Source organism: Streptomyces sp. NPDC047085 (assembly GCF_040643735.1).
Classification (GTDB): Bacteria; Actinomycetota; Actinomycetes; order Streptomycetales; family Streptomycetaceae; genus Streptomyces.
The window spans coordinates 25029-48781 of sequence record NZ_JBEYUW010000013.1 but is presented as its reverse complement, the minus strand read 5'-3'; the positions used below and the strand labels follow the sequence as shown (position 1 = coordinate 48781).

Genomic DNA, 23753 nt, shown 5'->3' with positions numbered 1-23753 from the left:
GCCCGTCAGGTGGCGAAGACCCGGCCGGCGCGTCGAGGAAGGGCACCGCATGGTGGTTCGGACCCATGGGTGAGCGGTTGCCGAAACTGTCGCAGACATACCAAACGGGCGTGAAGAAGAGCGTGTCCCCGCCGAGTGCGTCAGCCGGCTTTCCCGGGGAACTCGGTGCTCCGAAGAGACACCGAGGAGGAGCGGGGTGCCTCTCGGATGTCCAACTCACGGCACCCCGAACAGCGACGCAGCCACAAGGGCGGCGCCACATTCAGGACAGCGCCGAGTCCAAGGCGCGGCAGGCCCAGGCCAAGGGCGGGCCCGCCGGCACCGACAAGGGCAACAAGGGCGGCGGAGAAAGCGGCGGCACACCGCCGCACGAGCAGGACAAATATCGGTGAGGCCGGGCTGAGTGCCTTCGCTGGGCCGAGACGTGGGACCTGCTCAGGTGAGGAGAGACACGCCATGCCTGCGGGATCGAGCTCCAAGCGGGAGCGGCAGTACGAACACGTCAAGAAGAGCGCCGAGGAGCGTGGCGAGTCGCCCAAGCGGGCCAAGGAGATCGCGGCACGGACGGTCAACAAGGAACGGGCCAGGTCGGGCGAGTCGAAGACCGCCGGCAAGGCATCCACCCGTGACCCGAAGTCGGCGTCCCAGCGCGGCGGACAGCGCTCGCACAGCGGCTCGGAAGGGCCCACCAAGGACCAGCTGTACGAAGAGGCCAAGAAGCGCAACATCCACGGCCGCTCTTCGATGACCAAGCGGCAGCTGGAGAACGCACTTGGTCGCTGAGAGGACGGCGCCCCTGGGTGCCGGCGAAGTCCGACTCCGCCGTGGACGCCACTGACGTTCAGGCAGGCGTGCGTCCTACAACGTGGACCCCGCGCAGAGCTGCACGGCCCCGCGCGGCAAGGGAATATCCGGCTGCCGGGCGGGACCGGCCTGGCGCCGAGACGACTGGCGAGAGGTGGACAACTGATGGGACATGGCGGAAATGTGCTCGAGGAATTGATGACCGACCACCGGGAGGTGGAGGAGATCTTCGGCCGGATCGAAGCACTGGCCGGTGGAGGGCGGGAACTGCGTGATCTCGTGGACGAGGTCACCATCGAGCTGGTGCGCCACTCGGTCGCGGAGGAGGAGTATCTGTATCCGGCGGTGCGCGAGCACGTCGAGGGCGGTGACCGGCTCGCGGACAAGGAGATCGCGGATCATGGCAGGGTCGAGCAGCTCCTCAAGCAGCTGGAGAGCACGGATGCCGACGACCCGGAGACGAGCCCGCTGCTGCGGCAGCTCATGGACGAGGTGACCGCCCACATCCAGGACGAGGAGAACAACCTCTTCCCGATGTTGGACCGGGCCTGCTCCTCCGAGACGCTCGACGGGCTCGGGGACAAGGTGCGCCGGGCCAAGGCCATGGCCCCCACCCGCCCGCACCCTTCTGCCCCCGACACCCCGCCCGCGAACAAGCTCCTCGCCCCGGGCATCGGCCTGGTCGACCGGGCCCGCGACTTCGTCACCGGCCGCGGCAAATCCTGACCCCCGCAGTTCAGACGCGTGCGAAACCTCGGCTGCCTACCCCGGTCATCCCGTAAATGATCTAGGAGTGGGTCTGGGTGGGCGTTGTCCCTGAGGACGGCTGCCCTGTCCGGCGAGGGTGAGGTTGTGCAGTCGTGCAATGCCGAGCATGGCGTGGTGGACACCATCGCCACCGAGCAGCACCACCAACCACAGCTCCCTGAGTGCGGGGCCCGGACATGGGGTGCCACGCGACACGCGACCCCGGCCGCTGTGTCACGGCCGGGCCGCAGGGTACTCGACAGGAGTTCATCACACAGGAGGTCACCATGATCATCCTTGGAGTCATTCTGCTCGTCGTCGGATTCCTCACCGGGATCGGCTTCCTCTGGACGATCGGCATCGTCCTGCTGGTTATCGGCCTCATCCTGTGGGTGCTCGGTCTGCTCGGTCACGCGGTGGGCGGCCGTCCGCACTACTGGTAGACCGTCGGCGCGCACCGGTCAGTCAGGCTCGGGCGGTAGGAGTGAACCCGGATGGGGCGGGCGCCATGTGGGTACGGTGCTTGCCGAGCCCGTCCCACCGACCGCACCGGGACCGACCGGTGGCGTCGTAGGCGCCCCGGCCGGTGTGCGGCGTGGATGCGGCGCCGGTGTCGGCACGTGGATGTTGGACAGCGTCCTCACCTCCGTCCGCGACGCCGGCCGTGCCCGAGTATCCGAAGGGGGTGTCCGTTGCGCCCAGTCCGCGTACTCCAGGCACGGCGTTCGGCGGCGCGGCCGTAGTGGTGGGGACGCACCTCGCACGACGAGGTGGTTCATGACGTGCCGCCGGGAATCGGCTCCGAGATGCAGGAGGTGATGCTCCCTGATTCGCTGGAACTGCCGGCTCCACCCGATCGCGCAAGGAGTGATCATGACCGTCGCAGGCGAACCCCAGCGTCCTTCCCAGAATCTGAGGGAGAAGGCGCAACAGATCTCCGAGAAAGCTGATCGCACGACCGACCCCGACGAACGCCGCAAGCTCCGGCAGCAGGCCCAGCGGCTCCAGGAGCAGGTCGAGCAGCAGAGCGGTACGACCAGCGAGGGCGTGCAGCCCCCGGAGTGACACCCGTACGACGTCGACGTCGACGACGGCGGAGCCACGAAGATGCACCGCCGTGAGACGCACGGCGAGCCCGTGCCGAGCGATCCGCCGGACCAGCAGGCGTCCGACGGCTGATGAGGATCGATGGGATCCCCGGTCGGACGATCGCGCATGCCGCCGTGGCGACGTGCCCGACGTGGACGAAGCCGGTGCGGGGCCGCGCGGTGCGCCCCGTTCGGCCGGTGTGCAGCCGGATCAGCCCGTGCCGGACGAGCTTTCCGGGTGACGGTGACAGGCCGGGGCAGGACTCGGAGCAGGCCTGGACGAGTACTCGTCACGGCCGCGCAGCCCACGATTGGCTATGGCGGTGCTGTCGGTCGACGCCTCGACGCCGCGCACAACCGGGCTCCGCGACGATGCCGGCATCCTGATGGTCGAATGGCGGCCACCTCACCAATGAGCGGGGGCGCCATCGCGATCGGCGCCTCAGCTGAGCAGATTTCCCACGTCGGCCTCCACCGCCGGGTTCCTGGGGCCAGTCCATGGCCACCACCCCGGCCGCCACAGGTTTCACGGGACGCGCGAAGGGCACTCACAGCCTGTGTCCTCTTCCTGGCGGAGGAGAATCCACAGCTCAGGTGGTATCCGCACATGACCATCCAGCACCCCGCCGATCGGGGCGGTGACGAACGGGGCCGGTTCGAGCGGTTGGCGGAGGCCGCCTCCAAGTTCACCAGCTCGCCCGTCTTCTTCGGCTTCTGCATCGCCCTCGTCGCGTTCGCCGCGACCGCGCATGCGGCACGCCTGTCGGCTGAGTGGCTACTGCTCGCGAGCGAAGCCATGACGGCAGTGACGTTGCTGCTTCTGGCACTGCTCAAGAACGCGGAGATGAGGGCGGAGCGTGCGATCCAACGCAAGCTGGATGCCATCGCCGCGGCCCTGATCGAAGCCGAGGAAGGTGAGCGGGGCAAGGCCCAGGAAGATCTCAAGGCCGCCATCCGCATGGAGGACGAGATCTGAGTCCCGGCCTCGCATCGGACGCTCAGAGGCCGTTGCGCAGGGCCGGCAGGAGGGTCTTCTGCGACCAGTCGAGGTAAGCGTGCTGTGTGTCCCCGCCTATCTGGACCAGTGCCACCTCGGTGAACCCGGCCTCGGCGAACGAGCGTACTGCGGCCACGAATCGGTCGGGGTCGTCGCCGCACGGGATGGAGTCGGAGACGTCCTCCGGACGCACGAACCGGGTCGCGGATTCGAAGGAGTCGGGATGTGCGAGCTCCGCGTTGACCTTCCAGCCACAGCCGAACCAACGGAACTGCTCGTGCGCGCGCCGCACTGCCGCGTCCCGGTCCGTGTCGTAGCAGACGGGCACCTGGCCGATGCGGGGCTTGCCCTCGCCGCCGTTCTGGTCGAACGCGGCGACGAGGTCCGCCCGGGGCTCGGTCGCGATGAGAAAGTCGGCCAGGCGCCCGGCGATCGCGCAGGACTGCGCGCCCGACACGGCGATCCCGAGCGGCACACGTTCGTCCGGCAGGTCCCACAGGCGTGCGGAGTCCACGTCGAAGTGTGTGCCGTGATGGGTGACGTGACCGCCGTCGAAGAGTGCGCGGATGATGCACACCGCCTCTTCGAACACTTCGTGCCGCACATCGATCGGGGGCCAGCTCCCGGCCGCCACATGTTCGTTGAGGTTCTCCCCGGAGCCGAGTCCCAGTCGGAACCTGCCCTCCGAGAGCAGTTGCAGCGTGGCCGCCTTCTGGGCCACCACGGCGGGGTGATATCGGAAGGACGGGCAGGTCACGTAGGTCATCAGGGGGATGCGCGACGTCGCCTGGGCAGCTGCGCCGAGCACGCTCCACGCGTACGGGGAGTGTCCCTGCGAGCGCAGCCAGGGGAAGTAGTGGTCGGAGGTCACCGAGAAGTCGAATCCCACGTCCTCCGCCCTGACCACGTGCTCGACCAGATCACGCGGCCCCGCCTGCTCGGTCATCATCGTGTAGCCGATCCGCACCATGTTCACCGCCTTCGCGGGACGAGATATGGCATCAAGGTGCGAGTGGCCCGAAATGGTCTGCCGAAACTGAGCTTCAGGCACTCAAAAGGTGGTCGAAGAACGAGCGGTACGAGCGGCATTGATGAGTGTCGGTCCGGTCTGGGGCTCGGGCCGCATCTCCACGACAAGTCGATCCGCTCGGGATGTGTCGATCGGGGCTTGATTCGTCGCCCGCATTTCTTCGTCCACCAGAACGCACGCCTCCTCTCCGTACCCGAGAAAGGGCGCGATCTGTGCCGGTTGCCTCAGGTCTGCGAGAAGTCGACCTGGTCCGCCGTGACGATCCGGGCACCCATGTTTCGCTCCATCATTTCCAGCGCGGCGCTTGCCAGATGGGGGTGGATGGAGGCGACGGCGTCCTTCGGCACCGTGACGTCGAAGTGCCGGATGTGCGCGTCGAGGGCCGAGTAGAGGATGCACTGTTCGGTGACCTGGCCGCACAGCACCATGTTCCGGGTGTCCAGTTGCCACAGCAGGTAGGACATGGGGGTGTCGTAGAAGATGGAATGGCGTGCCTTCACGACGAAGAGCGCGTCGGAGTCGGGCTTGATCGGCTCGACCAAGTCGGCGTGGGGCCCGGCCAGCGCGGACTCGACGAGTTCACCGTGGTGGGAGCGCCACAGTCCGAGGTTGTCGTTCGCGTAGATCACCGGCGCCTCCGCGTCGCGGGCGCGCCGGATGAGGTCCGCGATGACGGGCACGACAGGACTGGCGGAGACGACGAGCGACTCGGCGTCCTCGTGGTCGTACGTGTTGATCATGTCGATCACGATGAGTGCCATGGCCCTCTCCCGTCCGGGGCCGTGCACCGTGTCGCTCACCATGCGCTCCTCCCGGTCGGATGCGTGTCCGCCAGGGATTGCCGAGTACCCGGCGGGGCCTGGGTGTGCGCGTGCGGTGAGGCGCGCGGTGCGGGGTACCCGGCATGCGATCGCGTGCCCAGTGCCGTACCCGAGCCCCCCGGTCGGGGCTGGGGGTACCCGCGGTGCTGGGAGGGGCCTTCCAGGGAAGGGCGGGCTGCCATGAATGGCATGGCGCGGCATGAGTCAGAGGGCACAGACGGGCTCCGGGTCGTGGTCGTGGGGGCGACCGGCAACGTCGGGACGAGTGTGGTGGAGGCCCTGCGCCGCCATCCCGCCGTGGCGTCGGTCCTCGGGCTGGCCCGCAGGGTTCCGCACTGGAAACCCGAAGGGACGCGCTGGGCGGCGGCGGACATCGACCCGGGCGGCAGCGAGCTCGTCCACCATTTCACCGGTGCGGACGCGGTCGTCCACCTGGCCTGGAAGTTCCAGCCCACCCATGACCCCGTGACCACGTGGCGGACCAACGTGCTCGGCAGCATCAGGGTGTGCGAGGCGGTCGCGGAGGCCGGGGTCCCCGCACTCGTGCACGCGTCGTCCGTCGGCACGTACTCGCCTGGCCCCAAGGACAGCCCGGTCGACGAGTCCTGGCCGACCCATGGCTGGCCCCAGGCGGCGTACTGCCGGGAGAAGGCCTACATGGAGCGGTATCTGGACGCGTACGAGCTCGACCATGGCACCATGCGGGTCGTCCGCATGCGCCCGGGCTTCCTTTTCAAGCGGGAGTCCGCCTCGCAGCAGCGGCGGATCTTCGCGGGGTCGCTGATCCCCGCCCAGCTGATGCGGCCGCCGTTCGTGCCCGCGGTCCCGGATCTGCCGGGGCTGGTGTTCCAGGCCCTGCACACCGACGACGCCGCAGCCGCCTACGTGGAGGCTGTCGTACGCCAGGTTCGCGGGGCCTTCAACCTCGCCGCCGATCCGCCGCTGGATGCGGCCGAGCTCGCCCGGGTGCTCGCGGCGAGGCCTCTGCGCGTCCCGCTGCCGCCCCTGCGTGCCGCCCTCTCGGCGGCCTGGCGGCTGCGCCTGGTGCCCGCCTCCCCGGACCTGTTCGACGCCGTCCTGCGGCTGCCGCTGATGGACTGCTCGCGCGCGCGGGCGGAACTGGGCTGGCGGCCGCGGTACTCGGCCGCCGAAGCGGTCGAGGAGTTCCTCCGCGGGCTGCGGGAACACGCGGGCATGGAGACCGCTCCGCTCGCGGCATGACCCGGCCGCGCGGACGGCCCGCTGGACGCCCATGACCGGGGCGTCCGGGGGTACTCGTGGTGCTGCACTCCTGGTGGCCGGCGCCGGGCCGGCGGTGGCAGCCAGGAGCAGGGAGCCAGGTTCTTGGACGTGATGATGATGGGTTACTCGAACGACTGCCCGACGGGCCGCACGGAACCGGGCGCGCTGTCAGGCCGCGAAGACCTCCGGAGCGGGATCAGCGACCTACGGTCGGAGATCCGTCATCTGCAAGAGGCCGTCATCTCACACGCCGTGATCGATCAGGCGATCGGTGTGGTCCTCGCGATGGGCGGGCTCCGTCCCGACCAGGGCATCCAAGTCCTGACGGCGGTCTCCCGGCGCACCGGTATGCCGCTGCCCGAGATCGCCGGGTACATCGTCGACTGGATGGCCACCGAGCGACTGCCCGGTGGCCTCCGTCAGGCCCTGGACACCGCGCTCGCCGCCGTGGTCCCCGCCTGCGCCGCCGCCACCGCGCGGGGGACCACGTTCCGGGCACGACCGAGGTTGGCGGTGGTCCGCGGCCTCCGCATACGACGCCAAGCAGCACTACGTGGCGACGACGCGGATACGGTCGGTCTCTTCGTCACGTCGCGCCGGCCGGGCCGAGTGTGACCCCCTCCGGGCGGCACGGGCAGAAGGGCGGCATCCGGTGCGCACCGTAGGCGTGGAGGAGGAACTGCTTCTGGTCGACCGCGACAGCGGGGAGCCGAAGGCGCTGTCGGCTGCCGTCCTCGCCCATGCGGCCCAGGACGATCCCGGACAGGACGTCTTCGAGAAGGAACTGTTCGGGCAGATGCTGGAGTTCGCCACACACCCGCAGTCGGACATGGCTGCCCTCGGCGCCGAGATCGTGCGTTGCCGCAAGGAGGCCGCGTGGCACGCCGGCGAGATCGGGTGCTCGGTCGTGGCGCTCGCCACCTCCCCGTTGCCGGTCAGCCCGTCGATCAATGTCAACGAGCGCTACCAGTGGATGGCGGAGCACTACGGGGCCCCCGCCCGGGAGCAGCTGGTGTGCGGATGCCATGTACATGTTTCGGTGGAGTCCGACGAGGAGGGCGTGGCGGTGGTCGACCGGCTGCGTCCGTGGCTCGCCGTGCTGTGCGCGCTCAGTGCCAACTCGCCGTTCTGGCAGGGCCAGGACACCGGTTACGCCACCTATCGCACCCGGGTGTGGGCACGCTGGCCGTCGGCGGGACCGACCGAGCTGTTCGGCTCCGCCGAGCAGTACCACCGCCGGGTGGCGGACATGGTGGCCACCGGAGTCATCCTGGACGAGGCCATGGCGTACTTCGACGCGCGGCTGTCCGCGCGTTACCCGACGGTGGAGGTCCGGGTGCCCGATGTGTGTCTGCGCGCGGACACAACGGTCCTGGTCGCCACGCTGGTCCGGGCCCTGGTGGAGACGGCGGCCTGCGACTGGCGGGCGGGACGGCCACCGGTCGACCGCAGCGTCAGCCTGCTGAGGCTGGCCTCCTGGCAGGCCGCCCGGTCGGGGCTGGAGCAGGATCTGCTCGACCCCGTGACGATGCGGCCCCGGCCCGCCGCGGACGTGGTGCACTCCCTGCTCGAGTACACGGGGGACGCGCTGACCGGCAGCGGCGACGCGGACCTCGTCGAAGGGGCCGTGGCCGACCTGCTCAAGCGTGGCAGCGGCGCCCGCGAACAGCGGATGCTCATGGAGCGCACGGGCAATCTGCGGGACCTCGTCGCCGAGTGTGTACGGCACACCCAGGGCGAGTGACCCCGATCAGAAGCTCAGCACGACCTGAGGATGAGCACGACCTGAGGGATCAGCACGACCCGAGGATCAGCACGATCACCCCGTGCGCAGTGCCGTCCGTCCGTCCCGCCAGGCTTCCAGCAGCCGGGCGGCCAGGCGGTCCTCCAGGTGGCCGGTCGCGCGGACACCGAACACCACGTCGGCGTCCAGCCGGGGCTCGCTCGCCAGCAGTCCGGCGACGACCTCGTGCCGTACGACCTGTTCGTGGACCGCGTCCGCCTCGACGTGCTCGGTGTAGAACCGCACGGCCGCCGGGCCGGCGTCCATGCGGCGCAGCGCGTCGGCCAGGCGGCGGGAGGCCGGGGACGAGGTCACTTCGACGGCAGCGAAATGCCCGACGAGCGCGCCGCGCAGCGCCCGGTGCAGACCGAACAGGGACATCATGTTGACGGTGGCCAGCGCCTCGGCCGGCGCGGCGTCGACGTAATAGCCGTACGACGGGTCCAGGCCCAGGTCCCTCATGAGGTCGGCGAACAGCTCCGCGTGGATCTCGTCCGCGCGGCCCGCGCCGAACTCGTCGAACTCCACGGCGACCATGGCGGCCTTGGCCCGCCCGCGCAGCCTCGGGATGACCCAGGCATGCGGATCCGCCTCCTTGAGGTGGTACAGCGAACGCAGTGCCGCGTACTCCCGGAACTGGTCCAGGGTGCCGTGGTTGCGGAGGAAGTGCGAGAGGCTGCCGCTGCCGTCGCCGACCGGTTCGAGCTGGAGTTCGTCCAGCGCCCGCTCGGCGGAGTCCGAGGCGCCGACCGGCACGTCCGCGCGCAGCACGTCCAGGAAGCGTTCCTCCAGCACGGCACGCAGGGCGAGGAGTTCCGGGTCCCACTCACGCTCGTCCGGTACGCCCTCGAAGCCCTGGTAGTGGAGTTCGTACAGGGTGTACAGGGCGAGTTGCAGATCGTCGTCGTAGGCGTCTGCGGGCAGCAGTGGCAGATCCCGCCGCTCCATTCCACGCAGCGAGTCCGCGACGGCGGCCGAGAGCGGACCGCGCGGACCGGGCAGTGGAGCCGGCCGGCACTCGGTTCGCGAACGGACGTCCGTCATGGCCACTGGGCCTCCTGGTCCTCCTCCCCCCTCGTTCCCCTCGTCCCCCTCGTCCTCCTTCGCCTTCTCAGCTCCCTTGTCCTGCTTGACGCGGCGGCGGTGGCTCGTGTCGCACCAGGGCGGCATGCGGCTGCGGCGGCAGGTGCAGAGGGCCACCGTGAAGCGCCGCGATGCCGCCACCTCACCGTCGTCGCCCACGACTTCGACCGGTCCCTCCACCAGGAGCGGGCCGTCGCGCTGGACTCGGACACGGCGGGGGCGTTCAGGCGTGTTCGGCACGGATCACCACCAGTTCCTCGGTCGTACGGTCCGCCACGAGCCCGCGCTCGCGCAGCCAGGCGAGCCGGGAGCGCAGTACGCGGCCGAAGGGCAGTCGGGCCTCGTCGACGATCTCCGTGCGCAGACCGGCCGCCCGAAAACGGGCCAGCGTCTCCTCCACGCCGCTCAGGTGCGAGTGCACCATCAGCAGGGCCCCCGCCGGGCGCAGTATCGCCGGTGCCGCCGCGCAGATGCGGTCGATCAGGAGACGGCCGTCCGTGCCGGCGTCCCACGCCCTGGCACGGCCCCGGGGCGGAGCGGCGCCCGGCGCGGGCACGTACGGCGGATTGGTCACCACGAGGTCGAAACGACGGCCCGGGACGGCGTACACCAGGTCCCCGTGGCGCACGCGCACCAACTGCCCGTTCAGCAGGGCGTTGCACCAGGCGGCGGCGAGCGCCCGCCAGGAGATGTCCACCGCGGTGACCCGAGCGCCCATCCGGGCCGCCTCCACCGCGAGCACACCGCTGCCGGTGCCGAGGTCCAGGACCTCGGTACGGCTGGTGATGCACTCCCTGCGCATCGCGCGGCTGAGCAGCCCGGTGTCGGTCTGCGGGCGGTAGACCCCGGGCGGGACCCACCCGCGGAAGCGGGGAGCGGCGGTCAGGTACTCGATCGTCATCGTGGTGCCTCTTGCTCGTCGGCCGGGTACCCCCGGGCGGCACACGTAACGACGGCGGTGCCCGGCCATGCGGTCAGGCCAGCGGACTCCGCGGCAGCGAAGCGAGCAGATCGGCCGGGTCGGCGAAGACGGCCTCCGCGCCGGCCTCCTCCAGGTCGGCACGGGGGATGCCGCCGCAGAGCAGCGCCACGCACCGCACCCCCGCCCGGCTGCCCGCGCGCATGTCCCACACCGTGTCGCCGACGAACACCGCACGCTCCGCCGGCACGCCGGCCAGCTCCAGAGCCTGCTCGACGGGCTCGGGCGCCGGTTTGCCCTCGGTGACGTCGTCGGCGCTGGTCGTCGCCGTGATGGCGTCGTCCGCGTCGATCGCACTGCGCAGCGCCGACAGCTCGTCGCCGCCGGCCGAGGTGGCCAGGACCACCTTCCAGCCGTCTCCGGCCAGGTGCCGGAGCAGGCGTGCCGCGCCCGGCAGCGCGGACAGGCGCTCGAAGTACTGGCCGTAGAGCACCTTGTGCGCGGTGCTGAGGTCCTCCGCCTCGTCGGCGGACAGGGCCGGTCCGTCGCCCAGCAGATGGGCGACCAGATCGTCGGAACCGAGTCCGACCGCCCTGTGGATCGCATGTGTGGGCACCAGGTGTCCGGCCCGGCGGAAAGCCTCCCACCAGGTCACCACATGCAGATGATTGGTGTCGACAAGGGTTCCGTCCACGTCGAACACGGCTGCCCGGTCCCGGCCGGTGTCCGGCCGGCCCTTGCTTGTGGACATGACGAGACTCCTCTGCGCGACAGGGGGCGGAGCGGCCCTGATGGCCGGCGGCTGCCCGACCGAGTACCCGGTTCCCGGGCCGGAAGCTCAGATGTGGCGCATCTCCAGCGGTCGCACGGCGGGGCCCTGCAGGATACGGCCGTCGGGGGCGAAGCGAGAGCCGTGGCAGGGGCATTCCCATGCCTGCTCCGCGCGATTGAAGGAGACGAGACAGCCGAGGTGGGTGCAGCGGGCCGAGACGGCCTGGAGCCGGCCGCTGCCGTCACGGTGGACGGCGCACTGGTGTCCACCCACGCGCACCACGGCACCGTCTCCCGGAGCGAGGTCCTCGACCGAGCCCGCGACGGGGGCCAGCCGGTCACCCACGAAGTGCCGGGCCACCTGAGCCTGGTGCTTGAGGAACGACGTCCCTTCGCGGACCACGGAAGCCACGCGGCGCGGGTCGTACAGGCCCGCCCACTCGGCCGTGTGACCTTCGACGAGGTCGGTGATCAGCCCGCCCGCCATGATGCCGCCGCTCAAGCCCCAGCCGCCGAACCCGGTGGCCACGTACGTGTGGTGACTGCCGGGGTGGAACGGCCCGACGAGGGGCACGGAGTCGGTGGAGTCGTTGTCCTGGGTGGCCCACCGGTGGGTGAACGTCAGCCCTGTGAAGCGGCTGTCGGCCCAGGCCGTCAGCCGGTCGAACCGTTCCTCGACGTCGGCGGAGCCGGGAGTGAAGTGCTCCCCGGTGACGATCAGCAGACGTTTGCCGTCGCCGAAGGGGGCGCTGCGGACGGACCGCGTGCCCTGCTCGGGTGTGATGTACATGTGGCGCGGCGCCCGGTCCGCGTCGAGCGTCGCCGCCACGACCAGCTCGCGCCGCGGGGACAGGCGGGTGAAGAGCAGGGCCCGGTCGAAGACGGGATAGTGGGTGGCGATCACGACCTCGCCGGCCCGTACCGACACCCCCGTGTCGGTCGACAGGACGCAGGGCTCGCCTTCGGTGAGGCCGACGACGCGCGTTCCCTCGTACAGGGCGCCCCCGCGGCGGCGCAGGTCCTCCGCCAGCGCGAGCAGGTACTTGCAGGGATGGAACTGAGCCTGGCCGGTCACCCGGACGGCACCGGCGATGGAGTACGGCAGCTCCGTCCCGGTGACGAACTCGGCGGGCAGGCCCGCCTCGCGCGCCGCCTCGGCTTCCGCCCGCACCCGCGCGACGTCCTGTTCCTGCTCGGCATACGTGAAGGCCGCCGCCTCTTCCCACTCGCAGTCGATGCCGAGGTCGGCGACGATCTCCGCGGCCCGGCGTATCGCGGCCGACTGCGACCGGGCGTACAGCCGCGCGCCCTCGCGACCACGGGTGCGGCGGAGGTGGTCGTACACGAGAGTGTGGAGGGCGGTCAGCTTGGCCGTCGTGTGGCCGGTGACTCCGGCGGCGATCCGGTCGGCCTCCAGCACGGCCACCTCGTGGCCACGCCGGACCAGCTCCCAGGCGGTGCTGAGACCCGCGACACCGCCGCCGACCACCGCGACATCGACGGCGATGTCCCCGGACGGCGGGGGAGCCGGGTCACCGGGCGACACGGTCTCCAGCCAGTACGACCCTCGGGTTTCTCGTTCGGCGTTCATGGCCGCCGAGTTCCCGCCCCGACGACATGGCACGCGCCCCGTACGGGCGGGCTGCGGCCCCGTGCCTCGGCACGGCCGGGGCGCGCCGGCCCCGACGACGTCTCCGCGCCGCAGTGGCGGGTACTCGGTGTTCCGCACAGGCGCCGGGCGGGCCCGGTCCCGGCGACGAGCTGACAAGGAGGGACACCCATGAGTGCGGTCAAGGAAGCGGTAGACGTAGAGGTTCCGCTCCGCGTGGCGTACGGCCAGTGGACGCAGTTCGAGGACTTCCCCAACTTCATGGAAGGCGTCGAGGAGGTGAGGCAGCTCGACGACCGGCACAACCACTGGACCACCAACATCGGCGGAGTCCGGCGCGAGTTCGACACGGAGATCATCGACCAGCTGCCGGACGACCGGATCACCTGGCGGTCCGTCGCGGGGGAGACCCAGCAGCGCGGATCCGTACGGTTCGAGCGGCTCGACGACACGCACACACGCGTGGAACTCACGATGGAAGTCGAGCCCTCGGGCCTGGCCGAGAAGGGCGCGGACGCGCTCGGCATGATCGACCGACGGGTCAAGGGCGACCTGCGCCGCTTCAAGGACTACGTCGAGGGCGCCGGCGGCGACACCACCGGCTGGCGTGGCCGCATCCGGCCCGGAGACCCCGGCTCGACCATGTGACCGGGGCGAGCGTGTGACGGGACGCGTGGGCATGCGAACGGCATGCCCACGCGAGGCCCGTCGCCGAAGTACCCCGGAGCACCGCGCGCGGCCGCTTCGGGTGGGTCGGTCGGCTGCTCCGGGGAACTCGTCGTCCTGATCGAAATCGTCGTCCCGACCGAAATCCGACGAACTCCGACACGGGAGAGATGCCCGAAGATGTCCAATCCTCAGCAACCCGAGCAGCGGCGCAGCGGCAAGGGCGGTGCCACCCCGCAGGACAGCGCCGAGCTCAAGGCGCGGCAGACCGAGGAGAAGGGCGGGCACGCCCACGGCACGGACAAGGGGGAGAAGGGCGGCGGCGAAGGCGGCGGAGTGCCTCCGGGGCAGCAGGCCGAACACCCGTGAGCCGTGAGCCGTGAGTCGAGGACAAGGCGAGGAAGCGCGATGAACGGAGACCGGTGATGCAGCCCGAGGTGGACCGGATCGCATCCCCCTGGGGCGAGCGCACCCCCTACGGACGTGACGGCGCGTGGCCGGTGCGGGTCGACTCGTACCTCGCACCGGACGCCACGACCGGCACGGTGGAGCGATGGGTCCGGACCGCCTCGGTGCTGCACTCCAACGGGGACGCCATGGATGTCGCGGTCGCCGACGGCCGGATCGTCGGGGTGCGCGGGCGGCCCGGTGACCGGGTCAACCGCGGCCGGCTCGGGCCCAAGGACCTGTTCGGGTGGCAGGCCAACCACGCGGAGGACCGGCTGACCACGCCGCTGCTCCGGGAGAGCGGGCACCTGGTTCCCTGCGACTGGGACACGGCCATGGACCGGATCGCCGCCCGGACCCGGGAACTGCTGCGCGAGCACGGCCCCGGCTCCATCGGCTTCTACACCACCGGGCAGCTGTTCCTGGAGGAGTACTACACACTGGCGGTGATCGCTCGCGCCGGGATCGGCACCAACCACCTGGACGGCAACACACGGCTGTGCACCGCCACCGCCGGCGAGGCGCTGAAGGAGACCTTCGGCTGCGACGGCCAGCCCGCTTCCTACGCCGACATCGACCATGCCGACGTCATCGCTCTGTTCGGGCACAACATGGCCGAGACGCAGCCGGTGCTGTGGATGCGGGTCCTGGACCGTCTGGAGGGCCGCGACGCGCCGCGCCTGGTGTGCGTCGACCCGCGCCCCACCGCGGTGGCCCGCCGCGCGGCCGTCCACCTCGCGCCGCGCGCCGGCACGAACGTGGCCCTGCTCAACGCCCTGCTGCACGAGATCATCCGCACCGACCGGGTCGACCACGACTTCGTCGAGGAGCACACCGTGGGCTTCGACGAACTCGCCGAGCGCGTCGCCGAGTGCACGCCGGCCTGGGCGGCCCGGATCTGTGACGTGCCGGCCCGGAAGATCACCGAGGCCGTCGAGATCATCGGTGGTGCCGAGCGCCTGCTGTCCACCGTGCTCCAGGGCGTCTACCAGTCCCATCAGGCCACCGCGGCAGCATGCCAGGTCAACAACCTGCAGCTGATCCGCGGCATGCTGGGCCGGCCGGGCTGCGGGGTCCTGCAGATGAACGGCCAGCCCAGCGCCGAGAACACCCGCGAGTGCGGGGCCGACGGCGACCTGCCGGGCTTTCGCAACTGGCAGAACGACGCCCACGTCGCCGATCTCGCGCGCGTCTGGAACGTCGAACCGTCCCGCATCCCGCACTACGCGCCGCCCACCCCGGCGATGCAGATCTTCCGCTACGCCGAACAGGGCTCGATCGGAATGCTGTGGATCTCCGGCACCAACCCGGCGGTCTCTCTGCCCGAACTCCACCGCGTCCGCGACATCCTCGGCCAGGAACGGCTGTTCACCGTCGTCCAGGACCTGTTCGTCACCGAGACCGCCCAGCTGGCGGACGTCGTCCTGCCCGCCGCGACCTGGGCGGAGAAGACCGGCACGCTCACCAACGCCGACCGCACCGTGCACCTCTCCGAAAAGGCCGTCGACCCGCCCGGCGAGGCCCGGCCGGACCTGGACATCCTGCTGGACTACGCCCGCCGCATGGACTTCCGGGACAAGGACGGACGCCCGCTCGTCGGCTGGCACGACGCCGAATCGGCGTTCGAGGCATGGAAGGAGTGCAGCCGCGGCCGGCCGTGCGACTACACCGGACTGAGCCACGAGCGGCTGCGGGGCGAGAGCGGCGTCCAATGGCCCTGCACCGCGCAGGCACCCGACGGTACCGAGCGGCTCTACGCGGACGGCTTCTCCTGGGCCGCGCCCGACGTCTGCGAGAGCTACGGCAAGGACCTGGTGACCGGTGCGTCCATGTCCGACACCGAGTACCGGGCCCTCAACCCCGACGGCAGGGCGATGCTCAAGGCCGCCGAGTACGTCCCGCCGCACGAGACGACCGACGCGTCGTACCCCCTCCAGCTGACCACAGGCCGTACCCTCTACCACTTCCACACCCGCACGAAGACCGGCCGCAGCCCGCAACTGAACGCCGCGGCCCCGGAGGTGTGGGTGGAGGTGTCGGTCGGGGAGGCGCAGCGGCACGGGCTGGCCGAGGGTGATCTGGTGGAGGTCAGCAGCCCGCGCGGCTCGGTGCGCGGTCGTCTGCGGATCACCGGCATCCGCGACGGCATGGTGTTCCTGCCCTTCCACTACGGCTACTGGGACACGCCCGACGGCCACCGCCCCGGCGCGGCCGGCGGCCGGGCCGCGAACGAGACCACGATCACCGACTGGGACCCGGCCTCCAAACAACCTCTGTTCAAGCTGGCCGCCGCTCGCCTGACCCTGGTCGAGCGCGCCGACGGCGCCGTATGCCCGGCACCGACCACCACCGCGTCGGCCCCGGTGGACCCACGGCACGTTCCGCCCACGGTGGGCGGACCGTCGGCCCTCGCCGGGCAGAGCCTCGACACGCCGGAAGGGGACGCACCGTGACCGGCATCCCGATCGTCCTGAGGGCCCTGCACGACGGCGAACGCGGCCTGGAACGGGACCTCCTGGCCGCGGCGGACCGCCACAGCGTCGAGCACGAGTTCCACCATGTCGCCACCGACATCTCCCGCTGGTCGCGCGAACACGCCGTACGGATCGCCCGTGCCGCCGAACCGTACGGCCTGGACCTGCCCGGTCCCGCGGACCACCCGGAACCCGGCCTGCCGCTGGCCACGGAGCGCGACACCGTCAGCGAGGCCCTCGGCCGCTGGCGCGCACCCGGGCTGCTCCTGCTGCGCGATCTGCGCGACCTTCACCTCGCCGCCACCGAGAACTCCCTGAACTGGGAGATGCTCGCCCAGGTGGCACAGGCGACCAGCGACGACGGTCTGCTTCGACTCGCCGCCGACTGTCACCCCGAGACCCTGCGCCAGATGCGCTGGACTAACACCATGATCAAGGTACTGTCCCCGCAGCTGCTCGCGTCAGCTCTCTGAGACGACCCGGATCGTGCTCAGCTCCTTGTCCGCCGCGTCGGGCAGGTTCATGCCCGCCGCGACACCGGTGGTCAGATAGCGCAGGACGGGCTCGGTGAGGCGTTCCCCGGGAAGCACGGCAGGAATGCCCGGCGGATACGGCGTGATCATCTCGGCGGCGATCCGCCCTTCGGCGCGGTGCGTGGGCACGTCGGTGTGGTGCTCGAAGTAGGCGTCGCGGGGCACGCAGGCCTGCTCCATGCGCAGCTCCTCCGGCGACGGAACGTCCACGCTCGGGGCGTCCCGCAACTCCTCGGCATGGTCTGCCAGGTCGCGCAGTGCGGTGAGCAGACGGGTGGCACTCCGGTCGTCGTCCGCGTGGGTGAACTGGGCGCTGATTCGGCGGTGGTCGAAGAGGTGCATGTCGAGGTGGTGGTGTTCGCGCAGCCAGTCGGCGGCCCGGTAGCCGGTCGTCCGCAGGGCCTCGATGTCCATGATGACCGGCAGGGGGTCGAATCCGGCTGCGAGACCGGGCCCGCAGAAGTCGTCCATGTCGTTGACGTGGATGCCGTCGATCTCCTCGATCGCGGCGCGGGTACGGCCGACCAGTTTCAGCGCCTGGTCGAGGAGGTCATGGCCGTGCTGGACCATCTGCCGGCGCCAGGCGTCCATCCCCGCGTACAGCAGGACGTTCGGGCTGGTGGTGCCGAGCAGGTCCGCGCGGGAGGCGAGTTCGGCCGGGTCGACCAGGTCACCCTGGAGATGGAAGACCGAGCCCTGTTCCAGGCCGCTGCCCATCTTGTGGATGCTGGTCACGCAGACGTCGGCGCCCGCGTCCATCGCCCAGGACGGCAGTGCGTCGTGGAAGGGCAGATGCGCTCCCCACGCCTCGTCGACGATCAGGGGCTTCCCCCTGCGGTGGCATGCCTCGGCGATGCCGCGCAGGTCGGCCGCGGTGCCGTACGGGGTGGGACTGGTGACGAGGGCGCCGTCCGCCTCCGGGTGCTGGGCGAACGCCTTGTCGAAGGCGCCCGCCGAGGGGGCATGGGCGAGGTGACGCTCGCTGTCCCACGAGGGTTCGACCCATACCGGCCGGACGCCGGACAGGATGAGTCCGGCGACCACGGACTTGTGGGCGTCCCGGCCGACGAGCAGGCTGCGGTGGGGCGACGCCACCGACAGCATGGCCGCCTTGACGGACAGCGAGCTGCCGCAGGTGGAGAAGAACGTGTGCTCCGCGTGCACCGCGTCGGCCATCAGTTCCTGGGCTCGTTCCAGCACCCGACTCCGGGAGAGCCGATCGTCCAGCCCTCCGGTGAACAGGACGTCACCCAGGTACACGGCGTCGCCGAGGACGGCCCGGGCGCGTGGGTCCGCGCCGCGGCCCTGTTTGTGCCCCGGAGGGGAGAATCCCAGCTCGTCGGCCTTGTGGTAGCGGGCGAGGGCATCCAGGACGGGCGCTTCGTCGTGGTTGAGAGCCATGTCTGCGGAGTTCCCCCGCCGGCTGTCCCCATGCCTCATCGGCCCCGGAGCTGCGCGTCGTCGAAGCGCTCGCCGCTGCCGCCGGGGGCGACGCCGAGGGGCAGTGACGTCCACGCCCCCGGATACCCGGCTGCGCTGCGGGCGCGGATTCCCGCGCAAGACCCGCTCTGCTGCGCCGCCATGACGGCGACTCACGGCGCTTCGCGCCTCATCGAGTTCCTCGCCGAGGGCCCCACCGTCGGCCGGTGCGTACGCACGAGGAACGAGGCAACTCGGTGGACGAACCGTACGCAGAAAGAAGTTGAAGAGCAGTGGGCGAAACCGTCATCTCCAGGGCATGGTCAGGGGCGAGGACTGAGCAGTCCGGAGCGCGTGCGTGAACTGCCCTGCGGATGACGGCCGGTCCTGCGGGCACCGGCGATCGCTGCCGTGAGCCGGCGTTGAACGGGATCCGGAAGGGGTACTCCCTGCTCCGTGGTCATGACCACATCCCGTGCCAGGTGGTGCAGTTTGGTGTTGGTGTTCTGCGAAGCCGTGACCAGCACCTGCCACGCCTCGTCGGGGTTCAGGCCGAAGGACGCCATGAGTATTCCGCGGGCCAGATCGATGTCTGGCCGCGTTCGCAGCGCACGCCGAAGTTGGACGACCTCGGTCCGCAGGAGCCCGTCATCGTCGTCGAAGTGTCGCGAAGGCTGCCCGGCGGACGCCGTGTTGCCGGCGCGCGTGGCAGAGAAGAGGGTGTAGGTGTCCGTGACGGTCAGCAGGTGTTCCGCGGCGGGGCTGGCCGCGGTGACGGTGACCGTCTTCCCGGCCGCCACCGCCTGACCACGAAGGGCCAACAGTACGTTGAGCGCGGAGCAGTCCGTGAAGGACAGTCCGCTGAGGTCCAGATTGACGCCCTCGGCCGACGTCGCGAGGGCGGTGCGCAGCGCGCGCCGGAGGTCCTCGCTGTCGTCGAGGCGGAACTCCCCGCTCACGGTGACGGTCACCCGGCTGCCGGCCGGTTCCGTCCGTACCAGCAGGGCCGTGGACGGCTTGTCGTGAGACGGGTCGGGCATGGTCGCCTCCTCTCACATGCTCCTCTCACATGTTCCTCTCCAGGCTCATACGCTTTCCATGACACGTCAAGCGATACGCGAATTAAGTTTCGTGTTTTTGAAGTCGTGAATGAGGGGCCGTACGCTTTGGTCATGGTGGGAGTCGATCGAGTGCCCGAGCCGCATACCGGATGGACGTTCCTGACCAGTCACGCGCGCGTATTGGCCAGCGTCGCCGACAATCACAATGCGCGGATCCGCGATATCGCGGCGCGCTGTCGGCTGACCGAACGTGCCGTTCAGAAGATCATCTCGGATCTCGAGAGGGACGGCTACCTCTCCCACACCCGCAAGGGTCGTGTCAATCAGTACAGGGTCGATCCGAGCAAGGTCATGCGCCATCCGGCCGAGGCCGGCCTGACCGTGGCCGCCCTGCTGTCGATGCTGGTCAGGGACGAGGCCGAACGCCAGAGCAGCGGCGATCAGGCCGCTTCCGAAGCCTGAGCGGACACACATTTCCGGGAAGCGGCCGACCGTGGCGAATCCTCCGCCGGCTGCGAGCGGGTAGCCGCGCGCGCCATCCTCCGGGTTCGTCGCCGACCGGCGCGGGTACCCGGCAGCCACTGCTGACCGGCCGCGCCGGGGCCAACCCGCGCATTCGAGGAAGGGGGCGCGCCCTCATGAAGGCAGTCACCTGGCAGGGCAGGCGGGACGTGCGCGTGGAGGACGTGCCCGACCCACGGATCGAGGAGCCCACGGACGCCGTCGTCCGCATCACGTCCAGCGGACTGTGCGGCTCTGATCTGCATCTGTACGAGGTGCTCACCCCGTTCATGACACCGGGAGACATTCTCGGCCATGAACCGATCGGAATCGTCGAGGAAGTCGGCGCGGGGGTGCCCGACCTCGCGGTGGGGGACCGGGTTGTGGTGCCGTTCCAGATCGCCTGCGGATCCTGCTGGATGTGCCTGACGGGACTGCCGACCCAGTGTGAGACGACGCAGGTCACCGGCGAGGGGATGGGCGCAGCCCTGTTCGGCTACACCCGCCTGTACGGTGCGGTGCCCGGCGCCCAGGCCGAGTACCTGCGGGTGCCGCAGGCCCAGTACGGCCCGATCAAGGTGCCCGAGGGCCCGCCGGACGACCGCTTCGTCTATCTCTCCGACGTGCTCCCCACGGCCTGGCAGGCCTTCGAGTACGCCTCACTCCTACCCGGCGGCACGCTCGCCGTCCTCGGCCTCGGCCCGATCGGCGAGATGGCCTGCCGTATCGCCCTGGCCCGGGGTGCGGAGCGGGTGTTCGGTGTCGACCTGGTGCCGGAGCGGCTGGACAGGGCGAGCCGGCGAGGCGTGCAGACGTACGACCTCACGGCCTTCGACGACGAGAAGGCGCTCGTCGCCGCGATCCGCGACGAGACCTCCGGCCGGGGCCCGGACGCCGTGATCGATGCAGTCGGCACCGAGGCGCACGGCAGTGCCGCGGCCAGGCTCGCCCAGACGGCCTCCGCGCTGCTGCCCCGCAAGCTCAGCGTGCCCCTCGCGGAGCGTTTCAGCGTCGACCGGCTCGGCGCCCTCTACATGGCCATCGAACTGGTACGGCGGGGCGGCACGATCTCGCTCAGCGGCGTGTACGGCGGCACGGCCGACCCCATCCCCCTGCTCACCCTCTTCGACAAGCAGATCCAGCTGCGGATGGGGCAGGCGAACGTGCGCCGGTGGACGGACGAGATCATGCCGTACCTCACGGACGAGGACCCGCTCGGCGTCGAGGACTTCGCCACGCACCGGCTGCCGCTCACCGAGGCGCCGCATGCCTACGAGATGTTCCAGCGCAAGCAGGACGGCGCGATCAAGATCCTGATGCAGCCGTAGCGCCGGCAGCACGGTCGTGGCGACCGCCTCACCCGCACCGATCAGGACGGGTGACGGGCTGACGCGGGCTCACAAGGGCGTAGTGGACCTGCGGGTAGGGGAGAGGCAGCGCCGCGCCCCGATGGCCCCCACATCCAGCAGCTCGGCGGACATCTGCTCCTCGCCGACGACTCACCTGCCGCCCTCGCGCCGAAGGACCGCGGCATCCCCGTCCAGCGAGGCTCGGCGCAGTGCCGCGTCACTGGTACTGCGGGCGCCATTCGAAGAGCAGGATTGTCGCGTCGTCCCGCAGTTGGTTGCGCTGGTAGTCGAGGATGGCGTGGATGAGCAGCCGTAGCACTTCGGCCGGGCGCTGTCCGGCGGCGTTGGAACGGATGATGAAGTCCGTGAACCGGTCGAGGCCGAACTCCGCACCGCCCGCGTCGCGAGCCTCCACGACACCGTCGGTGTAGAGCAGGACGCAGTCACCCGGTTCCAGCGTCGTCTCGTGGACCTTCCGGGCTGTCGGCGCGAGTGAACCGGCCAGGCCGATCGGCGGCTGCGGCGGGCTGTCCAACGCCCCGGCGAGCACCTGCTCGCCGCGGATCAGCAGCGGTGGGGGATGACCGCAATTGACCCAACGCAGCACCCCGGTCTCCGCGTCGAGCCGACACAGCACGCCGGTGCAGAACTGGTCGGGCAGCCACTCGGCGAGCGCCTGGTCGACGGAGCCCACGACGTCGGCCAGGTCGTGCCCGCCGCGGCGGGCGTTGCGCGCCGCCGCCATGGCGACCGACGTGGTCAGGCCGGCGGTCAGGTCGTGCCCCATGGCGTCGAGGATCATGGTGTGCAGCACGTTCTTGACCACCGAGTGGTCGAAGGCGTCCCCTGCGATGTCGTACGCCGGTTCCAGGACCGCGGTCGAGACGCACCTGATGCTGCCGATGGTGCGCGGTGGGAGGAAGGCCCGCAGCATCTCGGCGGGCAGAGCCATGGTCGCGGTGCGGGTACGGGCGGCGAGCCAGTCGCTGTAGGCACGCTTGGAGGTGATCAGCATGGCGAACAGGTGGGCCAGCATCCGGCTGCGGCGCATCCGCACCCCGTCGAGCGAGGCGGTCCGCACCGCCAGCACGCCCAGCCGCTCCGCACCGTCGACCAAAGGCATCCAAACGATCAGGTCCTCGTCGGCCTCGGCCACCCGCGGCGACAATGTGCGGTACGCCCAGCCGGCCGACGAGCCCTCCACGGGCAGCGGCTCCAAGGCCTCGTCGAGGGGGATCAGCAGCGCTTGTTGCAGATCGGCGAGGTAGATCAGCGCGGTGCGCAGGCCCAGGGCCGAGGCGCACCGGTTCGCCAGGCCGGGCAGTTCAACGGGTAGGGCCGTCTGCGCCTCGATGATCAGATCTTCCAGCCGATGTTCGTCGATGGCGGTGTCGGGACCAGAGGACGCGTGCGGTGGGTCCGACACGGGCATCACCCCTTCCGGGCCCAGTCTCACACCGCTCCCGTGCTCTCTCATGTCAGGCACGATCGCGGCGAGGGCGAGACGGTGGCCAAGGCGGTCATGCTCTTGATCGCCCGTGCACGCCCATAGCGTGTCGCTGCTCGTCTTCGGGATGGACGCCTGACGAGCCGGGGGCGGCGGCGCCGTGCTCTGCGGTCCCGCGTCGAGGCCGCCCCGGCCCAGCGCCTGGGGATGCCCGCGCCGCCAGCGTGGCCTTGCCCGGCGCGCCGCGGCGGAGCTGAGCGGTGCGACCGCCGGCGCCGGGTCCTAGGCTGCAGCCATGACCGAGATCCAGGCCTCGATGCCCCACGACGCCTTCGAACTGCTGCTGGCCGGAAACCGACGCTTTGTCGCGGGCTCCCCCGAGCACCCGAACCAGGACGCCACCCGCCGTGCAGAGACCGCGCCTGCCCAGCAGCCCTTCGCCGTGTTGTTCGGGTGTTCCGACTCCCGGCTGGCCGCCGAGATCATTTTCGATCGGGGCCTGGGCGACCTGTTCGTGGTGCGCACCGCGGGCCACGTCCTGGGTGCGGAGGTGCTGGGCAGCATCGAGTACGGCGTGGACGTGCTGGGCTGTCCGCTGGTCGTGGTGCTCGGTCACGACTCGTGCGGTGCGGTCGCTGCAGCGTGCGCCGCGTTGGAGGACGGCATGGCACCGGCCGGATACGTCCGGGACGTCGTCGAGCGGGTGACCCCCAGCGTGCTGGCAGCGCGGGCTGCCGGATACGTGGAGCCGGAGGAGATCCTCGCCGAGCACATAAGGCACACCGTCGACCTGCTGCTGGACCGCTCCCGAGTGCTGGCCGACAAGGTAGCCGCCGGCCAGGCCGCCGTGGTGGGCCTGTGCTACCGCCTGGCCGACGGCAGTGCACAGCTCGTCGCAGCCCGCGGCCTCGACGCGGCGGTCCCCGCCGTGTCCTGACCGTCCCGGCCGTGGCTGCTCAGCG

24 protein-coding genes and 2 pseudogenes are annotated in these 23753 nt (G+C 70.7%); 16 read left to right on the top strand and 10 right to left on the bottom strand.

Annotation, left to right across the window (positions count from 1 at the left end):
• The first annotated feature begins 456 nt into the window (after positions 1-456).
• The 6 genes and pseudogenes from ABZ865_RS33635 (at position 457) to ABZ865_RS33610 (ending at position 3615) form a co-directional block, all read left to right on the top strand.
• On the top strand, positions 457-783 hold the full coding sequence (locus ABZ865_RS33635) for a plasmid stabilization protein (protein WP_361238978.1): 327 nt from the start codon (positions 457-459) through the stop codon (positions 781-783).
• Between the two features lie 186 nt (positions 784-969).
• Positions 970-1530, top strand: a complete 561-nt coding sequence (locus ABZ865_RS33630) for a hemerythrin domain-containing protein (RefSeq protein WP_361238976.1) — start codon at positions 970-972, stop codon at positions 1528-1530.
• 308 nt (positions 1531-1838) lie between these two features.
• On the top strand, positions 1839-1994 hold the full coding sequence (locus tag ABZ865_RS33625; RefSeq protein ID WP_361238974.1) for a DUF6131 family protein: 156 nt from the start codon (positions 1839-1841) through the stop codon (positions 1992-1994).
• A 430-nt stretch (positions 1995-2424) separates the two neighbouring features.
• Positions 2425-2616, top strand: a complete 192-nt coding sequence (locus tag ABZ865_RS33620) for a DUF6381 family protein (RefSeq protein ID WP_361238972.1) — start codon at positions 2425-2427, stop codon at positions 2614-2616.
• 42 nt (positions 2617-2658) lie between these two features.
• Positions 2659-2881: pseudogene (locus ABZ865_RS33615) on the top strand (hypothetical protein).
• A gap of 365 nt (positions 2882-3246) precedes the next feature.
• A complete protein-coding gene (locus ABZ865_RS33610) occupies positions 3247-3615 on the top strand; it encodes a low affinity iron permease family protein (protein WP_361238970.1) in 369 nt (122 codons plus the stop codon).
• A 22-nt stretch (positions 3616-3637) separates the two neighbouring features.
• On the opposite strand, the gene ABZ865_RS33605 is transcribed toward ABZ865_RS33610, so the two are convergent.
• Positions 3638-4606: an LLM class F420-dependent oxidoreductase gene (locus ABZ865_RS33605; RefSeq protein WP_361238968.1), complete on the bottom strand. Its 969-nt coding sequence runs from the start codon at positions 4604-4606 to the stop codon at positions 3638-3640.
• Positions 4607-4890: 284 nt separating this feature from the next.
• Positions 4891-5427: an isochorismatase family cysteine hydrolase gene (locus tag ABZ865_RS33600; RefSeq protein ID WP_361238966.1), complete on the bottom strand. Its 537-nt coding sequence runs from the start codon at positions 5425-5427 to the stop codon at positions 4891-4893.
• 249 nt (positions 5428-5676) lie between these two features.
• Here ABZ865_RS33600 and ABZ865_RS33595 point away from each other — a divergent pair, with 249 nt between their 5' ends.
• From ABZ865_RS33595 to ABZ865_RS33585, 3 genes are all read left to right on the top strand, one after another.
• Positions 5677-6708, top strand: a complete 1032-nt coding sequence (locus ABZ865_RS33595) for an NAD-dependent epimerase/dehydratase family protein (protein WP_361238964.1) — start codon at positions 5677-5679, stop codon at positions 6706-6708.
• Positions 6709-6840: 132 nt separating this feature from the next.
• A complete protein-coding gene (locus ABZ865_RS33590; protein ID WP_361239329.1) occupies positions 6841-7344 on the top strand; it encodes an ANTAR domain-containing protein in 504 nt (167 codons plus the stop codon).
• Positions 7345-7381: 37 nt separating this feature from the next.
• A complete protein-coding gene (locus ABZ865_RS33585; RefSeq protein WP_361238962.1) occupies positions 7382-8473 on the top strand; it encodes a glutamate--cysteine ligase in 1092 nt (363 codons plus the stop codon).
• Positions 8474-8548: 75 nt separating this feature from the next.
• On the opposite strand, the gene ABZ865_RS33580 is transcribed toward ABZ865_RS33585, so the two are convergent.
• From ABZ865_RS33580 to ABZ865_RS33560, 5 genes and pseudogenes are all read right to left on the bottom strand, one after another.
• Positions 8549-9556 (bottom strand): iron-containing redox enzyme family protein, encoded by a 1008-nt coding sequence (locus ABZ865_RS33580; RefSeq protein ID WP_361239327.1) that lies wholly within the window; start codon positions 9554-9556, stop codon positions 8549-8551.
• 108 nt (positions 9557-9664) lie between these two features.
• Positions 9665-9835, bottom strand: a pseudogene (locus tag ABZ865_RS33575) (CDGSH iron-sulfur domain-containing protein); the annotation flags it as partial.
• The gene (locus tag ABZ865_RS33570) at positions 9819-10496 is read right to left on the bottom strand and encodes a HemK2/MTQ2 family protein methyltransferase (RefSeq protein ID WP_361238960.1); all 678 of its coding nucleotides are present in this window, start codon (positions 10494-10496) and stop codon (positions 9819-9821) included. The gene ABZ865_RS33570 and the pseudogene ABZ865_RS33575, both read right to left, overlap by 17 nt.
• A gap of 73 nt (positions 10497-10569) precedes the next feature.
• Positions 10570-11265: an HAD family hydrolase gene (locus tag ABZ865_RS33565; protein ID WP_361238957.1), complete on the bottom strand. Its 696-nt coding sequence runs from the start codon at positions 11263-11265 to the stop codon at positions 10570-10572.
• Positions 11266-11352: 87 nt separating this feature from the next.
• On the bottom strand, positions 11353-12876 hold the full coding sequence (locus ABZ865_RS33560) for an FAD-dependent oxidoreductase (protein WP_361238954.1): 1524 nt from the start codon (positions 12874-12876) through the stop codon (positions 11353-11355).
• A 189-nt stretch (positions 12877-13065) separates the two neighbouring features.
• Here ABZ865_RS33560 and ABZ865_RS33555 point away from each other — a divergent pair, with 189 nt between their 5' ends.
• From ABZ865_RS33555 to ABZ865_RS33540, 4 genes are all read left to right on the top strand, one after another.
• The gene (locus ABZ865_RS33555; protein WP_361238951.1) at positions 13066-13542 is read left to right on the top strand and encodes an SRPBCC family protein; all 477 of its coding nucleotides are present in this window, start codon (positions 13066-13068) and stop codon (positions 13540-13542) included.
• Positions 13543-13740: 198 nt separating this feature from the next.
• Complete coding sequence (locus ABZ865_RS33550) at positions 13741-13929, top strand: hypothetical protein (RefSeq protein WP_361238948.1); 189 nt, start codon at positions 13741-13743, stop codon at positions 13927-13929.
• Positions 13930-13985: 56 nt separating this feature from the next.
• On the top strand, positions 13986-16460 hold the full coding sequence (locus ABZ865_RS33545) for a nitrate reductase (protein WP_361238946.1): 2475 nt from the start codon (positions 13986-13988) through the stop codon (positions 16458-16460).
• Complete coding sequence (locus tag ABZ865_RS33540; protein WP_361238943.1) at positions 16457-16954, top strand: hypothetical protein; 498 nt, start codon at positions 16457-16459, stop codon at positions 16952-16954. The genes ABZ865_RS33545 and ABZ865_RS33540 overlap by 4 nt, the downstream gene beginning before the upstream one ends.
• Here ABZ865_RS33540 and ABZ865_RS33535 read toward each other — a convergent pair.
• Together ABZ865_RS33535 and ABZ865_RS33530 are read right to left on the bottom strand one after the other, a co-directional pair.
• Positions 16943-18415 carry an ornithine decarboxylase gene (locus ABZ865_RS33535; RefSeq protein ID WP_361238940.1) on the bottom strand — a complete coding sequence of 491 codons (1473 nt, stop codon included), beginning with the start codon at positions 18413-18415 and terminating at the stop codon, positions 16943-16945. The two genes, ABZ865_RS33540 and ABZ865_RS33535, sit on opposite strands and share 12 nt — an antisense overlap.
• Positions 18416-18756: 341 nt before the next feature.
• Entirely contained in the window at positions 18757-19473 is a 717-nt protein-coding gene (locus ABZ865_RS33530) for an ANTAR domain-containing protein (RefSeq protein ID WP_361238937.1), read from the bottom strand.
• A gap of 132 nt (positions 19474-19605) precedes the next feature.
• Between ABZ865_RS33530 and ABZ865_RS33525 the strand changes: the two genes are divergently transcribed.
• Positions 19606-19956, top strand: coding sequence for a helix-turn-helix domain-containing protein (locus ABZ865_RS33525; protein WP_361238934.1), 351 nt, complete (start codon positions 19606-19608; stop codon positions 19954-19956).
• A gap of 176 nt (positions 19957-20132) precedes the next feature.
• Positions 20133-21323, top strand: a complete 1191-nt coding sequence (locus ABZ865_RS33520; RefSeq protein WP_361238931.1) for a zinc-dependent alcohol dehydrogenase — start codon at positions 20133-20135, stop codon at positions 21321-21323.
• A 238-nt stretch (positions 21324-21561) separates the two neighbouring features.
• Here the strand turns inward: ABZ865_RS33520 and ABZ865_RS33515 are convergent, their stop codons facing one another.
• Complete coding sequence (locus ABZ865_RS33515; RefSeq protein WP_361238928.1) at positions 21562-22776, bottom strand: PP2C family protein-serine/threonine phosphatase; 1215 nt, start codon at positions 22774-22776, stop codon at positions 21562-21564.
• Between the two features lie 310 nt (positions 22777-23086).
• Between ABZ865_RS33515 and ABZ865_RS33510 the strand changes: the two genes are divergently transcribed.
• Positions 23087-23728, top strand: a complete 642-nt coding sequence (locus ABZ865_RS33510) for a carbonic anhydrase (RefSeq protein WP_361238925.1) — start codon at positions 23087-23089, stop codon at positions 23726-23728.
• Positions 23729-23753: the final 25 nt, after the last annotated feature.

Excerpts from the sequence above, each read along its gene's own strand:
- ABZ865_RS33635 (WP_361238978.1), top strand. The coding sequence starts at position 457 with ATGCCTGCGGGATCGAGCTCCAAGCGGGAGCGGCAGTACGAACACGTC.
- ABZ865_RS33630 (WP_361238976.1), top strand. The coding sequence starts at position 970 with ATGGGACATGGCGGAAATGTGCTCGAGGAATTGATGACCGACCACCGG.
- ABZ865_RS33625 (WP_361238974.1), top strand. The coding sequence starts at position 1,839 with ATGATCATCCTTGGAGTCATTCTGCTCGTCGTCGGATTCCTCACCGGG.
- ABZ865_RS33620 (WP_361238972.1), top strand. The coding sequence starts at position 2,425 with ATGACCGTCGCAGGCGAACCCCAGCGTCCTTCCCAGAATCTGAGGGAG.
- ABZ865_RS33610 (WP_361238970.1), top strand. The coding sequence starts at position 3,247 with ATGACCATCCAGCACCCCGCCGATCGGGGCGGTGACGAACGGGGCCGG.
- ABZ865_RS33605 (WP_361238968.1), bottom strand. The coding sequence starts at position 4,606 with ATGGTGCGGATCGGCTACACGATGATGACCGAGCAGGCGGGGCCGCGT.
- ABZ865_RS33600 (WP_361238966.1), bottom strand. The coding sequence starts at position 5,427 with ATGGCACTCATCGTGATCGACATGATCAACACGTACGACCACGAGGAC.
- ABZ865_RS33595 (WP_361238964.1), top strand. The coding sequence starts at position 5,677 with ATGGCGCGGCATGAGTCAGAGGGCACAGACGGGCTCCGGGTCGTGGTC.
- ABZ865_RS33590 (WP_361239329.1), top strand. The coding sequence starts at position 6,841 with ATGATGATGGGTTACTCGAACGACTGCCCGACGGGCCGCACGGAACCG.
- ABZ865_RS33580 (WP_361239327.1), bottom strand. The coding sequence starts at position 9,556 with ATGACGGACGTCCGTTCGCGAACCGAGTGCCGGCCGGCTCCACTGCCC.
- ABZ865_RS33570 (WP_361238960.1), bottom strand. The coding sequence starts at position 10,496 with ATGACGATCGAGTACCTGACCGCCGCTCCCCGCTTCCGCGGGTGGGTC.
- ABZ865_RS33565 (WP_361238957.1), bottom strand. The coding sequence starts at position 11,265 with ATGTCCACAAGCAAGGGCCGGCCGGACACCGGCCGGGACCGGGCAGCC.
- ABZ865_RS33560 (WP_361238954.1), bottom strand. The coding sequence starts at position 12,876 with ATGAACGCCGAACGAGAAACCCGAGGGTCGTACTGGCTGGAGACCGTG.
- ABZ865_RS33555 (WP_361238951.1), top strand. The coding sequence starts at position 13,066 with ATGAGTGCGGTCAAGGAAGCGGTAGACGTAGAGGTTCCGCTCCGCGTG.
- ABZ865_RS33550 (WP_361238948.1), top strand. The coding sequence starts at position 13,741 with ATGTCCAATCCTCAGCAACCCGAGCAGCGGCGCAGCGGCAAGGGCGGT.
- ABZ865_RS33545 (WP_361238946.1), top strand. The coding sequence starts at position 13,986 with ATGCAGCCCGAGGTGGACCGGATCGCATCCCCCTGGGGCGAGCGCACC.
- ABZ865_RS33535 (WP_361238940.1), bottom strand. The coding sequence starts at position 18,415 with ATGGCTCTCAACCACGACGAAGCGCCCGTCCTGGATGCCCTCGCCCGC.
- ABZ865_RS33530 (WP_361238937.1), bottom strand. The coding sequence starts at position 19,473 with ATGCCCGACCCGTCTCACGACAAGCCGTCCACGGCCCTGCTGGTACGG.
- ABZ865_RS33525 (WP_361238934.1), top strand. The coding sequence starts at position 19,606 with ATGGTGGGAGTCGATCGAGTGCCCGAGCCGCATACCGGATGGACGTTC.
- ABZ865_RS33520 (WP_361238931.1), top strand. The coding sequence starts at position 20,133 with ATGAAGGCAGTCACCTGGCAGGGCAGGCGGGACGTGCGCGTGGAGGAC.
- ABZ865_RS33515 (WP_361238928.1), bottom strand. The coding sequence starts at position 22,776 with ATGCCCGTGTCGGACCCACCGCACGCGTCCTCTGGTCCCGACACCGCC.
- ABZ865_RS33510 (WP_361238925.1), top strand. The coding sequence starts at position 23,087 with ATGACCGAGATCCAGGCCTCGATGCCCCACGACGCCTTCGAACTGCTG.